10 protein-coding genes and 1 pseudogene are annotated in these 14,444 nt (G+C 51.1%); 7 read left to right on the top strand and 4 right to left on the bottom strand.

Features of this window, described 5'->3' with window-relative positions:
- Positions 1-11: 11 nt before the first annotated feature.
- Entirely contained in the window at positions 12-1,406 is a 1,395-nt protein-coding gene (locus AACH39_RS10830; protein WP_338619932.1) for a UvrD-helicase domain-containing protein, read from the bottom strand.
- A complete protein-coding gene (locus AACH39_RS10825) occupies positions 1,399-3,126 on the bottom strand; it encodes an ATP-binding protein (RefSeq protein ID WP_338619931.1) in 1,728 nt (575 codons plus the stop codon). Before AACH39_RS10825 ends, AACH39_RS10830 begins: the two co-directional genes overlap by 8 nt.
- A gap of 327 nt (positions 3,127-3,453) precedes the next feature.
- On the opposite strand from AACH39_RS10825, the gene AACH39_RS10820 reads away from it, so the two are divergent.
- The 4 genes from AACH39_RS10820 to AACH39_RS10805 all read left to right on the top strand — a co-directional run bounded on the left by AACH39_RS10820 (position 3,454) and on the right by AACH39_RS10805 (position 9,673).
- On the top strand, positions 3,454-5,112 hold the full coding sequence (locus AACH39_RS10820) for a hypothetical protein (protein WP_338619929.1): 1,659 nt from the start codon (positions 3,454-3,456) through the stop codon (positions 5,110-5,112).
- Between the two features lie 842 nt (positions 5,113-5,954).
- Positions 5,955-6,854 carry a hypothetical protein gene (locus tag AACH39_RS10815; RefSeq protein WP_338619928.1) on the top strand — a complete coding sequence of 300 codons (900 nt, stop codon included), beginning with the start codon at positions 5,955-5,957 and terminating at the stop codon, positions 6,852-6,854.
- A gap of 380 nt (positions 6,855-7,234) precedes the next feature.
- A complete protein-coding gene (locus AACH39_RS10810) occupies positions 7,235-8,368 on the top strand; it encodes a DUF3883 domain-containing protein (RefSeq protein ID WP_338619927.1) in 1,134 nt (377 codons plus the stop codon).
- A gap of 120 nt (positions 8,369-8,488) precedes the next feature.
- The gene (locus tag AACH39_RS10805) at positions 8,489-9,673 is read left to right on the top strand and encodes a hypothetical protein (RefSeq protein WP_338619926.1); all 1,185 of its coding nucleotides are present in this window, start codon (positions 8,489-8,491) and stop codon (positions 9,671-9,673) included.
- Positions 9,674-10,176: 503 nt separating this feature from the next.
- Here AACH39_RS10805 and AACH39_RS10800 read toward each other — a convergent pair.
- On the bottom strand, positions 10,177-10,998 hold the full coding sequence (locus AACH39_RS10800; protein WP_338619925.1) for an NAD(P)H-dependent oxidoreductase: 822 nt from the start codon (positions 10,996-10,998) through the stop codon (positions 10,177-10,179).
- A 94-nt stretch (positions 10,999-11,092) separates the two neighbouring features.
- Between AACH39_RS10800 and AACH39_RS10795 the strand changes: the two genes are divergently transcribed.
- Complete coding sequence (locus tag AACH39_RS10795; RefSeq protein ID WP_338619924.1) at positions 11,093-11,995, top strand: LysR family transcriptional regulator; 903 nt, start codon at positions 11,093-11,095, stop codon at positions 11,993-11,995.
- A 156-nt stretch (positions 11,996-12,151) separates the two neighbouring features.
- Positions 12,152-12,310 (top strand): annotated as a pseudogene (locus AACH39_RS10790) (transposase domain-containing protein); the annotation flags it as partial.
- A 114-nt stretch (positions 12,311-12,424) separates the two neighbouring features.
- Here AACH39_RS10790 and AACH39_RS10785 read toward each other — a convergent pair.
- Positions 12,425-13,165 carry a M48 family metalloprotease gene (locus AACH39_RS10785; protein ID WP_338619923.1) on the bottom strand — a complete coding sequence of 247 codons (741 nt, stop codon included), beginning with the start codon at positions 13,163-13,165 and terminating at the stop codon, positions 12,425-12,427.
- Positions 13,166-13,593: 428 nt separating this feature from the next.
- Between AACH39_RS10785 and AACH39_RS10780 the strand changes: the two genes are divergently transcribed.
- Positions 13,594-13,857 (top strand): hypothetical protein, encoded by a 264-nt coding sequence (locus AACH39_RS10780; protein ID WP_338619921.1) that lies wholly within the window; start codon positions 13,594-13,596, stop codon positions 13,855-13,857.
- Positions 13,858-14,444: the final 587 nt, after the last annotated feature.

Here is a 14,444-nt window from a genome sequence, read left to right as displayed (position 1 = left end):
ATGAATTCATCTTAAAGGGACGGGGCAGGGAGTTGTAGCCAGCGATCACTAGAAGAGATCGTTAGTGATCGGGTCGCTCTCGATATGGCAACATAGAAAAGTTTTGCCTGGGCTCTGGTTTCACGAGAGAAGTGGCGGGCGTCGGGAATGACAACGTGGTCAAACTCCAATCCCTTAAGTAGCAAAGGGGTTGATACTGTTCGTTTGGGTAGTTTACGGCCAATCTTGCTACTCCGCTGGCGAATATTGCTGGTGGCTGTAAGCATGCATTCGGCACGTCCTGTAACAAGCTCGGTCGCAGACTTCTCTGCATCACGCCACAATTCGCCTCGATAAAGCTTCAAAAAGGGCATACGGCGCGAGAGCCTCATGATTTCTACTGCAGCTGCGGCACCATTCCCTTCACCAAGACTAGGCAATGCTTGGCGAATGGCATCCCTGACCGCTTCAGTTTCAGCATCCGGTTGATCGTCTTGTGCACGTTCTCGCCTTTGAAAGCAATCAGCAAGCAAAGCTCGAATTGCTTGTTGTCGTCGCACCCCATCAGCAGCGGAGTCCCACTGTTCAGCAAATTGCTGAAGGCGAGCGGCAGCAACCTCCTCTATTGCCTGATAGCCCCCGTTGGCCGCCTTGGCCAGTTGGTAACACAAACCCTTGCGGCAATGAATTGCAGCAAAGCTTCCTTCCTTACCATCAATTCCCTCGAATAATGTACCCATGTCGAAGGCATCATTAGACTCTCGGAAGATGATTCGTGGATCGTGAAGATCAATGGGTTCTCCCCGCAGCAGTTTCACTCGGGTCTCCGCAATCCACTGGCCAAGCCCTGGGTTCTTACCTTCCCAACGATATGGTGTCTCAAGTGTGTCTGCGAGTGGAAACTGCTCATGAATCTCGCCATCCCAGCGCAAGGTCGCTCCAGCGAACTCAAAGATCCCCTGCATCGGATCGCCGAAGATCAAAGTAGGAACGATGCTTGATAGCTCGACTGCTAAAGCGTGCTGCAGTCTGTGGCAATCTTGATACTCGTCAATGAGGACACGGTCGTACGAAGAGACGACTACATCACGAACAGCTGACACTCCCAAGGCGTTGTGCGCCCCTCGATAAAGTTGATCCCACTCGGCTCCCTGGGGCATGCCAGTTGGAGGCTGAGCTACCCCTGGGAAAGCGTAAGCATATTTCATTGACCATCCAGCGATGGTGTCTACTGACACATTTCGATTCGAGATACCTAACCGCTGGAGCCGAGCCCTGATCGCATGGACACCCGCATGTGTATGGGTAAGAATTAAAGCCCGCTGGCCAAGAGCTGCGACTTTGGCAATTATCTCTGTTTTGCCATGGCCCGCTGGGGCGACGATAGCTGCGTTACCTATTGCAAGGAGATCGGCTGCTTCAGGCATAGAGCCAAGCCTCCACTTGATTCATGGTTGTTGCCAATGGAGACCTCGGAGCAGCCTCCATGACACGCCAAACAATAGGAGCCAATCCGCGCCCGATTCTCTGGTCTTTAAACCATTTCTTACGAGCAGCTACCTCTGCAATTGCTTCTCGAAGTTGCTCAGCGTCCAGATTCCCGAGGAGTGCCCACGCCTTGAAAGTGCCTCGAATTTCTTCAAGCGATATCTCTGGAAACTTAATGTCTAGGTTGTTGTCGATGGCATCGATCCCGCGCTCCTCTCTGGCGTAGTCAAGCAGTTCCTGAACCTGCTCATCGGTCGCAGCAGAGAAGATAGCCTGCTCTGTGTTAAGTCCCCCTCCGTATTCAAAGATAGGAATGTTCTTTTCGGCCAATGCAGCCAAGTTGTCAGAAGAGATTGCGGTATCAGAGTCTCGATAGATGGCGCAGCAGTAGCCAAGTTCGGCAAGGGACTGTGCGATTTGACTCGCTTGTTCGCCGTTGCCATCTGCGATTGAGGCAGCAAGCTGCTCGATAGGTTTGCCGCCGTGCCGTGGCGGCCATTGTTCCCGAATGCCGAGCAGCATACCGACTTCGGTGTTGCCCTCTGTGATAAGCACCTTATGTGAGAATAACGCCCGAGGAGTAAACCTCATCAGTGCCTGGATGGTCGCCGGCGTGATTGGTGCCAATACATTAACGACACGATTTGGTCGGGCTATCTGTACCACGCGCAGGCTTTCCGCCTTTGCCTCTCCAAGGGCTACTTCAGAATGCGTAGTCATCAGTATTTGTCCAATTGGTCGGAGGGCCGCCTGGGCCATGCGCTGGTCAGCCTTCAATTGAGCGATCGCACCGATGATACGGTGAGGTTCAAGCCCATGCTCGATCTCATCGACAAGGACGATGGCCCCCTCACTGATTGCTGACTTCTGGATCGCCAAGGTGGCAAGGCGACGGGAGCCTAGTCCTGCTAGACGTAGCGGGACTCCATTGTCGTGTAATGCAATTGAGCCTGATGATAGCCCTGAGCGCCCTAGCTCAAGGCCAGGTTCATAGCTGCCTTCGACGTAGGTTCCAAGCCCCTTGGCGAGCTCCTCTGCACGATCCGCAGCATCGGCCAGTGATTTGATGCTCCCAAGGTTGGCGCTTGCCTTAGCCGCCCGGTAGGCCTCCGCTAAACGAGCCCCAGCTTCAGTGGTGTCGCCAGTTAGTCTAGACAGGACTGATCCCTGGCCCCAAGCGAGGTGGCGTGAATCTTCACCAGCTAGCCGCACGAGTCCAAAGAGAGCTCGATCACGATTAGATAATGTCCGACTATCGTCGACGCGTTCGCAGACAAGCTCCCAAACAGGCTCCATCGTTGCGTCGACAGTAAGGCGCACGGTCAAAACCGGTTCATCATCGTCTTCAGGCTCATCACGTAGATCCCCGAGCTTAGTCCAGCCCCGGATGTAAAGGCCAAATCGCTCATCCGACTTCAATGCCTTGGAGAGTTCCCCAACGGTCGCTTCGATAATGACTGGGCGTGAGGTGTTGCAGCCTAAGAAGTCTGACTCTGTGAACGCAAACCAGCGGGATGACAGCACTGCCTCAATGGCATCAAGTATCGTGGATTTTCCAGAGTCACCGGCACCAATCAGGCAGCAGAAAGCGGCCCCAGGCTTCCAATCCAGTTTCGCGATGCCACGAAAGTTATTGACCTGGAGTTTTCGTATCTGCATAGGGATCACTTAGCGTTGTATGAATAAATCCCATAAATACTACATTCAAATATTGTAATGATCTACTTAATGCTTATGGCAACTGAATGGCGCTCTGTTGTTCCACAACTCATTAACCCAAATATATATTGCGAGTTCCTATGAACTTCAGTAGTGTAGAGAAGACGTCGCTTCATGGTCGACGTGCTGCCCACCCTATAAGCCCTTGCGGCTGCAGCAAACTGGAAGCACCATGTTTCTTAATGAATATTTCCTGTTCCCTCTTGGGCATCAGGGAATGTGGGTGGGCGTCTCTGATGTCAGCTCTTAATGAGCAACGGATTTACCATGACGACACTTTCTCCTTCCTTCCGCCGCGAAAATTTTCTCCGTCAAGCCAAGCGATTAGTGCGACGCCTTGATGTACCGCTTTCTACTGCTCGGGACATCTTGGCACAAGGCCCTTATCGCTGTGCTAACAAAGAAGATTTGGACGCACGATTTGGTAGTGACAAGCTGGACGAACGAGTACGGCTTCTTAGTGCATTGCCTGATGACGAAACTGCCAAGACGTATCTGCTCACAAACGCAGATACTCTCGCCCGATCATTGAGCCAGCGTGTGCTGACAAACTGTGATCGGTTGGGGCTACACGAGTTGTTGCGGTACGTTTTCGGTATTCGTGACAGCAAAGTCACTATGAAGGATCTGACAGCCTCGATTGATATCAGCAGTTGGCAACCTTGCGGCATTGGACCAGATCCATACGCAGTAATCTCAAGCGTTACCAGTATCAATGGCGTCCCGTTACGGCTGATTGGTACGCGAGTTTATATGCCGACTTACTTCAGATTTGGGGATGAGGTCACAACCCCACGAGAGTGGGCTGAGCCGGATTTTGAAGAATTCAAAGTTATGTGGTCAAATCCTCGCGCATGGCATCAGGCGGCTTATGACTATCTGATGTCTGATGATGACACTGCGATGCTTCACCTGCCACAGATCGTCCTAGATGACATGATGCGTCGCCATTCTAAGTGGTTTTCTAGTGCCCTTTCCAATTGGGAGATAAATGCGAGATATAACGACGAGAATGAAGCATTCCTACCCTATGTGATAGAGCAGTTGGGGTGTTATCTAATTTTTGGCTTTCCATGCCCACTAAACAAGAAAAATATAATTACTACTGATCACAGCATTCCAATCAGCCATAACTACGGCAACCAGAGCATGATAATGCTGCTCGATGGACAAGAAATATGCTTAGAGTGGTTTTCAGTCGATTCAAAGACAAGGACTCATCTTGGCGATTTTTCAATGGCATTTGAACAGGTTTTCAGCACTGTTCTTTCGCATGAGACATGCGATACAGATCTGTATTTCCTAAATGGATGGGATTCTAGTATTTTCTTTATTCGCCCTGCATCAGAGTTTGATGTGAGGCAGCATTTGAAGGTAGAGGCAGAGCCAGAGCAAGGTCATGTGGCTGTCTTTCTACAAACCGATCATCCCGATATTGTTGGGGAGATAATAGATAAAGTTGCAGTACGTACACTGGTAAAAAATGACTCAGAAATCGACCCCATACAACTATATTTGAAGTTAGATGTTACGGACCATGCTGACTTGCACAGTGTAAGCATGGGATTGGACGTGCGAGGAGAGATAGGGTGGGGTGGGTTTAATCTTATAACAGGAACCTCTGTATTTACCCAAGGGGGACGGCGCATCCTTCAGTGCTGCATCAGTAAGACTTTGCTTATTTTAGTAGATGTTATTGGCAAGAAATATGTAAAAAAAGCTGTGCGAGACGGATTGGTGTTACATTTGCCTGAAAAATTTTTTTCTGAACTGAGGCAAGAGCCCAAACGTTGTTCAGGCCTTAGAGTTGCGTCTGAAAGCGTAACAGAATCTTTTTCCTTTGCTCGTCTTGAAGAATCAGGTATTACTGCATTTAATTTATTTCAGCATGTAGACAAAATAAATTATCGCCGCGGTAATTTATAAAAATACATGCACGATTGCATTATTCTGTAATGGAAAATAAAAAAGGAGCGATTTGCGATCGCCCCTTTTTTTGTGCATAACTACTACCAAACACACTGAGAAAACAAAATTATAATTAAGGCAAGAGATAGTATCCGCCATGTCTTCATAGTTTTCTCCATGAAGAGATGCTAATATTCGATTTTCTTTTCTGAAAATCCCCAAAATCGTCCCCGGAATTTGGGAAGCCTGCACTAGAATCGAGTAGAGGCTGAGCCATTGCTCAATTTAAGAAGGTTAATGTGATTTCAAGAACAGAAAACACTGCACTAAGCAATAAAATAATGCCTGCGCGACTTCCCTAGCAAGAAAAGAGGGCAGTGCAGTGAGTGTGTATCTGAAATGGCTCAGAGGCCTTGTTTGAGGTTGGTGTGACCGACAGTCCGACGTGAGGAGCTGGGCACTGGTTAAAGGCAGTTACATGAACTGCGGGCAGCCACGGAAGGCTGGCTGAGTGATTTTAGTCCCCTATCTACCCTTTTGACAAGGACGATATTCTAAGCAAAAGCGATCGAAGCCTGGCGCAGGGAATATAACAACGAACTCCCCAAGAAAGCCCTTGGTGGTTTGACGCCGGCAGCATACGCCAAGTCACTCACCGAAAAATCAGGTAAATTACCCTTGGGCTCTAAAGCTGAAAGCGGGTGGGAGTCGGTCGCACAGCGAAAAGTTGAAGAAGGTCGAATCAACCTTGAGCATGCAGTCATAATTGATTTGGCTGCTTGGGACGTGCGCCAAGCCCAGGTATTGTTACAAAGCTGCTCGCACGACTTTTTCTCTATTATTTCTAACATTGGCCATCTATGAGCTTCTTCGATATCGACCTAACATCCTTACTAGTCGGAGTTTCCCTAACTGCAGTCGGCGGGTGGATCGCATCATTCATCGCTTTTCGCAAAGATGAGCGCGCCGTTCAGCTGGAACAGATTACAAAAGAGCGAACGAAGTGGCGAGACAATCTGCGTCAGCTATGCGAAGAAATTGCCATCGTTCACATTCAAAATAGAGTGCATGCAATTCCTGAAAAAGTAGTTGCACTAAGGACTCGCCTTGCAACATCCATCAACCCCAAGGACAAAAAACACGACGGAGCAATTCTGGCCCTCTTTGACCATCTGTTTACCAACGAATCAGATGACTCTAAGGAACTCGTCCATCGTATTGCACTCCTCCTCAAGCATGACTGGGAGAGAGTCAAGTGGGAATGTACTCCGCTTTACATAAAACCGTTTAAGCGATTTTCCAAGAAGCAACGTGAATGGCGTCAAGAAAATTATCGTGAAATCGAATCTACGTCTGCCTTCTGCAACCAAAGAAGTCACATTTCTGAAGCAAGAGAGAAATCACAAGCCGAGCGCATCTTGCTGCAACTAATCGATATTAAGCCTGAAGATGTAACGTTGAAATTCATCTTCGATAACATCAGAAATTATGGCATTGCTGCGACAGTAGTGGTCGCCGGCTATTATTTGGCTCAGCATGGAGCCCAAGTAAGCCATTTTACTGGTGCGGGCATTGTGTTTGGGACGCTATTGATAGTGTCCGGGATCAGCTTGTATGCGATTAACCTATGCCAGGCCTTTTGGGCACTTGTCAAACTGAAGATACGCTATGTCCCTTATTCTGTTTTTAGCATGACAATCTTTCTGGGCACGTCAGAGCTGATATGGGTGCTTATCAAGCAAAATATGCATAAGGGATAACTCATCATTCCACAAAGGTTGCGCAAAAAAATCGGAAGGATTGGTGAATTCAACGGTAATGTCCACAATAGGGTTTTCTGAATTCTCTAGTGGAGAACAAATGCTGCTAAAGACTGCAAACGTCAGTGGCTCACTGATGACTTACGGGGATCACGAAATTGGCCTGAATAACGAGGCATAGAATACCGCTGTTATTATTGCTCATTGCTCTATGTCGCCGATCGGGATCAGGATTAGATCTAGTGACAAGACAGGGGTGTGCTTCCTTGTGGGCAAGATGAAGGCCCACTCACTCGGTTCTGATCTTCATATCTCATGGAACTGCAGGTTTGGATTCCAGTGTTATATAGTATTAACCTGGATCATTACACCCATTTATCATGCCAACCTTCGCCGCAATTAAGATTCACTATGACCACAGGGCTGCTCTAGCTCCTCACTTGAAATACTCCGTGGTACCTAGCCAACGCGAATACGATGACTATCTGGAGTTGTTTCGCGAGGAAGGTATCGGCGGAAATGGATTTCACGAGTGTTTGAACTTTGCAGTGACCGAGTCGGACCCTCTCCGGTTCTATCTCCCGCCGACGAGTATCCCGAGTGTCGCGCGACAAGACGACGAGTTTGTGTTTTTCTCCTTCACTTACAAGGGGGATCAGGAACTGCCATCCCATATAGTTGGCGTTCACGCCGGGGCGCGTCTTGTGAATAGAGAAGGGCAGGAGCGAGGCATTCCGTTTGAGATTGAGAGTGTCGAGCCTCTCATGTTCCATGCGGAAGCAGCGTCAGAGCTTGTGACATTGTTAACACCTCCGCTCGCCTACGAGGTGCAAGACGGCATTTACACCCCTGCCTATAACGGATGGGGGAATGGCCTGCGCTACATTAATGAGACCCATGCAACCAACATCGTACGTAATGCCTTACGGCAGGCGTCCATCGCACTGGAAGCGGCTGGTGAGTCTCAGAGGGTGGTGCTTGAACGACAGATTAATGTACTCCGATGTATTGGCACCCGATACAACCTAGACATCTTCGATCAAGGAGAGCCGGTTCAGTTTGGTAAGACCAAAGATGGGTTTCCCGACATAGAGATCGGTCAGCGTGGCGAGCGGTTCGTTTATGAGCGTGAACTGGAATACATCCGATCAATCGGATATGCGGAGAGTGAGGTGGAGTGGACGTCTAGGGCAGTGCCGACGTCACCGTTCGATATCCGCACCTTGCGTGTTACCCCGAATGGGGTCCGTGAACACTTCCTTGAAGTTAAATCGAGTTCTATGGAAGAAGGGGCGAACGTCTATATCTCTTCACGACAACTCGATTTTTTTGAACAGCATAAGCAATCCTCAACGTTTGCCTTGGTTAGCTTCAGTGAGGGGAAGAGTCCGTCGGTACGTGAACTAACGCTGGATGAGTTGTACGCCGAGTTTCTCCTTCAACCAGTCAAATATAAATTGGTACGACTGTCCGATCAAACCAGTCAGGTCTCAAACGACTTACATAGCTCTTGAGGTCAACCACTGGTTTGCGAGCACGAGCGCGCTTTTTGGCATCCCTGCTTGCACAGAAGCGCGATTTTCTTAGCACGAGAGGATACTATCCGGCATGTACACAACGCTGAGGTTCGATTCATGAAGGAATCTGACCTACAAATTTGGTTTGAAGAACGGCTTGCGGATGAAACTCTCCACAAGCACATTACCAACGAGAATTCCTTGCTTCAAAGGTGGCGCAACCTAAATGAGTCTAGGCTTGAAGCAGAGTTTAGGACTCGTGTTTGGGTGAACCGGGCTCTCAAGGCATTAAATGCGCTATGCAATAGCGACAAAATTCTGGCAAACCAAAGCATGCACGTGCCAGGCGAGCCTCAAAAGAGGCCTGATTTCTTACTTCAGAGCCACAGTGGTGAGTATACGCTCGTTGAATTGAAAGCCAACCGTGGAGCGGAGCGACAAGGCATTCAGGAGCTTCTAGCATACAGTGCCGAACTCCATCAGCAAGTCCCATTTCTTGTGGGAGTGTTCCTAGTTATGGTCGCCCGAGATTGGGATGAGTTGCTCACAAAAGCGTCGAAAGGGGCTCTTCTCACCGGCGCCTATCTTTTGCCGCTGAGAGTACTAGGCGATCTCGACAGAGGTATAAGGCTGGAGATCAACCTTGATATTTTGCGTGCTCCGGCGCCAACACCTATATATGCCCCGCATGCACTTACTCCGTATATTCTTGCGCGTTACACCAAAAACGCTGGGGACACGTCTCGTACAGTAAAAAGGCTAGACTCACTTTCTCAGCAGGTGCGTGCAAAATGCAAAGAGGTAGCCCAAACTGGCTTCGTATGTGTGTGGTGCGCTCAATCAAATCAAAACGACCCATTTATCATAGGGATAACACTATTCTCTGCCGACCCAAACTGGATGTTTGGTGATGACGCAAGTGCAACTCAAGAGTTCGCGGAACTCGCGTTCCATGCACAACCTAGCTTTATGCGTCGAGTCCTAAAGAAGTCTGGTGCCCGTTCGCAGTCAACAAACCCCTCGTTCTATCTGATGGAGGACATAAGCAAACGTGAGCAAGCAGACCTCGACCTAGAATGGGGTCATGATGGAGGGACTTTTGCAGGCTATATAGACTCGGTGACCCAAGGCTTCTCGTGCTGGCACACACTCAGCGTGCGTCCTTTTGGAACCATGCAAGACTTCTGGAGGGCTCAAGGATATGACGCTTACCAATCGTTCACCGCATATCAGCTCAAACAACTCGTTATGCAGTTTGATGAATACCACGCTGGGCTATACGGACCGAAAAACGGCAGGTAAGCGAGCGATTGTTCGCCCGCCATACTCACTTAATGTATTGTTTTTGCAGGATATACGATATTATTTTCACGAAGAGCGCAAAATCTGTAGGTTTTTCTCAGCAACTTCGCACATTTAAGTGCGCCAAAAAATGAGGAAACCCTTTGAAATCAAGGCCTACTCTTCTCACTAACTGCGCAAACCTACAGATGTTGTAGGATCCCACTGAAGTCTAGAATTTCACCACTTTTCAAGATTTGTGGGATTTACGAACTACAGTCAGCGTAGCAGAAAGGCCTCCAAATTGGAGGCCTTTCTCTTTTGATCAAAGACTACATCTGTATCGGTGACAGTCTGCATCTCGGCCATATCGGCCGTTCAGGGCCTTACGCATGAACGTCTGCAATAGCGCATAGTGCTGTCTGCGCCGTTCCGACGAAGTGTAGGCTAATTCAAGTAGCTGCAACACCTTAGTTGGCCAAACGGGACTGGCAGCTTTCAAGCGAGAAGCTGCCAAAAAGTATCTAGTAAATGCTAGTTGGTTCAGTCTGAGATTGAGAGGCATGGTCAATATGCACAAGCAATCCGCTCTGATGCGGAGCTACATGATCAGCCAGAACATGACGATCTGGGTAGTCGCCGCCGTTCTGAGAACGGAAAGCAATCGGCGCGTCATCAAACAGCCTCTCGACTCGCCTGCGCCAGGTTTGTGCCGCTTTTGCCATGTCTTGATCAGTCATTTGGACTGTTCCATACACCGCGAAGGTTGGCAGCACCTGCATGCCCGGAAAAAATAAGGTGCCGTGCGTGATTGGAAACAGTAGTTGCTCGATTGGTCCGTTAATGCCTCGCAGGGTATAATCCTGCGCTGGCCCACCGACCGAGACTGCCAACATCGCCCGTTTTCCTGCAAAACCACCTTCTCCGTAGCGGTAAGTGTTGCCGGCTCCTTGGTAGCCATAGGCCAAACCAAAGGCCCATACACGGTCCACCCACCCCTTCATGATGGCCGGCATGCTGTACCACCACAGTGGAAAAATCAGAATCACCGCATCGGCTGTTAAAATCTTCCGCTGTTCTTCCTCAACGTCAGGGGTCTGGCAACCATTGGCGAACGCATGCCCCGATTCATCGATAAACGACAAGCGTTCCTGATTGGCTCGATTGGGGAAATCATGTCCATCGAACACCGCCTTCCACCCCATGCCATATAGGTCTGACTGAATGACCTCATGCCCCTGGACTTGCAGCACATCGCACGCGATCTCAGCGAGCTGGTGTGTCACAGATGTTCGTTCAGGGTGTGCATGAACGATGAGCACTTTCTTTTTTCCGGTTGATTGCATGGTTTCATTGTGCGTTGAAGTTGAGATAGCTAGCAGTTTGGGTTGCCTTAAGGTATTTGTGAAATAAAACCAAATATCCTCTACTATCTATCAAATGGATACCAAGAAGCCTGACCTCAACCTTTTGGTTACGCTCGAAACCCTGTTAACGGAACAGAATGTAACCCGCTCTGCCGAGCGCCTGCATCTTAGCCAGCCGGCAGTCAGCGCGCAGTTGAGTCGCCTGCGTACGCTGTTTGATGATCCTCTACTCATACCAACACAGCGTGGTATGGTACCCACGGCCAAGGCACTGGAACTGCTGGCTCCGCTTCGCCAAGCATTGGATCAAGTTCGAGTCACTTTGGCGGAGCATCATCACTTTGCCCCAGAAAAAGCGAACCTCATCGTAGCCATATCCTGTACCGATTATCTTCAGGCCACAGTGGTTAAGCCTTTGATGGTTGTACTACGCAAGCGGGCCGCAGGCGTAAAAATTGCCCTGCGACATCTCGATCCGTCTCGTTTAGAGGCGCAAATGGCCACCGGCGAGGTAGATCTCGCTCTGATGACCCCCGAGGATGGTCCGGACAGTCTGCGCAGCCGGCATCTGTTCGATGAACGTTATGTACTCATTGGTCGGCAGCTGCACCCTACGCTGCAGCATGAATTATCCGTCGAGCAGTTTGCCTTGTTGGAGCACATCATCGTTTCGTTGGACGGCGGTGGCTTTACGACATTGGTAGATGAAAGGCTTGCGGCGCTGGGCTACCGCCGCAATGTAGCGCTGTCTGCCGCGTCGTTTCTTATCGTGCCTGAGATCGTGGCTCACTCGAACTTTGTTGCCTTGGTTCCTGAACGGTTGGTTCGCGATCGCCGAGATACATTCAAGATTGTCGAATGTCCTTTCCCTGTGGCAGGTTTTACTGTGAACATGATGTGGCATGAGCGCAATCATGCTCACAGCGGGCAGCGTTGGGTGCGTGAAGTTGTTTTGGAGCTGGCAGGCACGCTGTGAGCACAAACCTGTCTGTGCTGGTCGATCACTTAGCGGTGGGCCACGCGCAGAAGACTGTTTCTCGGCCAAAACAGACGTTCGATAGCTCAATGCAAAATGGCCACTTGCCTATTGGAAGCGGCTACAAAAATACCTAGTAAATGCGGGGCGATTCAGTTTGCCGGTTCGGACACTGGTGGCGAGCGTGCTGTGGCGATGTACCGCTTGATCGAAACCGCGAAATTGAATGGCCTCGACCCAGAAGCCTATCTGTGCCAAGTATTCCATGTGATCGCCGATCATTCCATCAACCGGGGCAGCGAACTGCTGCCCTGAAATCTCGCGCCGAAAACACCAGGCGCAGCCTGAGCGGATAAATCACAACACCCGGCAAGACGATCTTGGCCGGGTGCTGACTGCCTTTAATTTCCAGAGAGGAAGGAAGGGCGCTTATTCGCCGACCAGCTTCTTCAGGTTGGCGACGCGGTCGCTCGAGGCAGGGTGGTCGGCCAGCCAGCTGTGGTCGTCGCTGATGGTCTGGATCTTGCTCATCGACGTGACCGCGGCGTGCAGATCGTACTGATGCTTCTTCAGGAAGCCCACACCGTAAGCATCGGCATCGGTTTCCTCTTTCTGCGAGAACTGGGCGTTGACGACGGCTTCTGCCAGGTCGCCCAATGCGGACTGCGACAGCTGTGCCGCAGTGCCATCGGTGGCGGCGGCGGCATCGCGGGCGGCGGAGGTGGCGTAGGCAACTTGCAGGGCCTTGCGAACGTGACCCAGCTTGGCGTGGCCGATTTCATGGCCGAGGACGAAGCGCAATTCGTCGTCGTTCATCATGTCCATCAGACCAGAGTAGACGCGTACTGAACCGTCGGCGGTGCAGAAGGCGTTGACGTCCTTGGTCAGGTAGACCTTGTAGTTGAGCTTCAGGCCATCTTCGTTTTGCATATCGCGTGTCAGCTTGGCCAGGCGCTTGCTGTACTTGTTGTTGGCCGGGGCGATGCGACTCTTGGCGTCTTCCTGCTTGATGCTGGCCAGCGATAGCGACTTCGCGTCGTCATCGGACAGGGTGGTGGCGGAGGCCAGTTTCATGCCGGCGCTCAGCATGCCGTTCAGGTCGATGGCGTGGCTCGGGGTGGCGGCCAGGGCGACGAGGAGCATCGGCAGGGTGAAAATGTGCTTCTTCATTAGACCTATTTTCCTTGTTCACATTGAGGCATGGTGCATGTAACAATATGATATAAAATTTACGCTTTATTGTGAAGTGTTTGCTTGCAAAGGTGGTGCGTCGGCACGGGATGTGTGGCGAATGAGCTCTGCATTTCTAAACGCTTTGTCATCGGAAAGTTGTTTATATATCACATTTAGATACTGTCGTCGCACAGGGGCGCGCGTACGAAAAACCGCCCCCCCACCAAGATCTCTCCCCATCGGCGCACTTGAAGAGTGCGCCCTACGGTGCTCTCCAGGAAGGATGACCGCGCAAACTTGCGGATCTGTCATCGCTTTCGCTAGGGTATGTGGCGCGGCATGGTGCCGCTGAAACAGGCGCGGGCCCGAAGGTGTTGCAGCACCCACGGACCCGCTAACCAAACCAACTCATCGTAGGAGTCAGTATGGCTGCCAAGCATGGTAATTCACCCCTGTCCCACTTCACAAATCACCGTTCTCATCCGTCGTCGTTCATGCCGCTGTTTGAGCTGGTCTCGGAGCTGTGCCCACCGCGTGAGGCGCTGGCCGAGCCCGGCTTGTGCCGCCTGATCGTGGATGGCCGGCTCGACTGGTCCCTAGCCAGGGTCAATGGCCAGAGCTGGCTGTATCTGCCGCGTGCGGTGACGATGCGGCAATTGGCGGGTTGTACGGTGTTGTTGGCGGAGTAGGGCATTCAACTGGAGGCCGGGGGGTGTTAAGCCCCCCGGAGGGGTCGGTTTGGCGCATTGCTGCGGTGCATTGCTGCGGTGCATTGCATTGGCGCATTGCCTTCGGCGAATGCACCCTACGCGAATGCACCCTACGCGAGTGCGCCCTACGCGAGTGCGCCCTACGCGAATGTGCCCTACTCGTACCGCGCAGTCACCCCACCACCCACAGCCCTTCACGCCGCACCGCCCGCCGTTGCCACCCCTGCCAGTCCGCTAACAGCGCCGCACGAATCGCCTTCGCCAGCGCCAGCATCGCCTACTGCAGCTTGAACTGTTCTCCTGCCTCGCTCGATCGGCGTTCCGCGCGGCAGCCGCTGAACAGTAAGTCGCTCAGTGTGTCACCCAGTTGCTTGAATGTGCGCTGTCCGGGGTTTGGTGAGGGCAAACTGAATGTCTATGCCTGCCCCCAAAAATTTGGGAGTAAACCCGATCGGCGTCTCCCTGTTCCCGTTGCCAATTTGGAACGGGAACAGGGACGCCCGCCGCAAACCCTTGCCAGACAAGGTTGTTCCCGTTGTTCCCGTTGTTCCCGTGCCTTTTGAGGT

It is taken from the genome of Paludibacterium flexuosum (genome assembly GCF_037076605.1).
Classification (GTDB): domain Bacteria; phylum Pseudomonadota; class Gammaproteobacteria; order Burkholderiales; family Chromobacteriaceae; genus Paludibacterium.
The sequence above is the reverse complement of the archived record's forward strand: the minus strand, read 5'-3'. Positions and strand labels throughout refer to the sequence as shown.

Coding starts and splice junctions, on each gene's coding strand:
- AACH39_RS10795 (WP_338619924.1), top strand. CDS start 11,093: ATGGATACCAAGAAGCCTGACCTCAACCTTTTGGTTACGCTCGAAACC.
- AACH39_RS10805 (WP_338619926.1), top strand. CDS start 8,489: ATGAAGGAATCTGACCTACAAATTTGGTTTGAAGAACGGCTTGCGGAT.
- AACH39_RS10820 (WP_338619929.1), top strand. CDS start 3,454: ATGACGACACTTTCTCCTTCCTTCCGCCGCGAAAATTTTCTCCGTCAA.
- AACH39_RS10800 (WP_338619925.1), bottom strand. CDS start 10,998: ATGCAATCAACCGGAAAAAAGAAAGTGCTCATCGTTCATGCACACCCT.
- AACH39_RS10825 (WP_338619931.1), bottom strand. CDS start 3,126: ATGCAGATACGAAAACTCCAGGTCAATAACTTTCGTGGCATCGCGAAA.
- AACH39_RS10810 (WP_338619927.1), top strand. CDS start 7,235: ATGCCAACCTTCGCCGCAATTAAGATTCACTATGACCACAGGGCTGCT.
- AACH39_RS10785 (WP_338619923.1), bottom strand. CDS start 13,165: ATGAAGAAGCACATTTTCACCCTGCCGATGCTCCTCGTCGCCCTGGCC.
- AACH39_RS10830 (WP_338619932.1), bottom strand. CDS start 1,406: ATGCCTGAAGCAGCCGATCTCCTTGCAATAGGTAACGCAGCTATCGTC.
- AACH39_RS10780 (WP_338619921.1), top strand. CDS start 13,594: ATGGCTGCCAAGCATGGTAATTCACCCCTGTCCCACTTCACAAATCAC.
- AACH39_RS10815 (WP_338619928.1), top strand. CDS start 5,955: ATGAGCTTCTTCGATATCGACCTAACATCCTTACTAGTCGGAGTTTCC.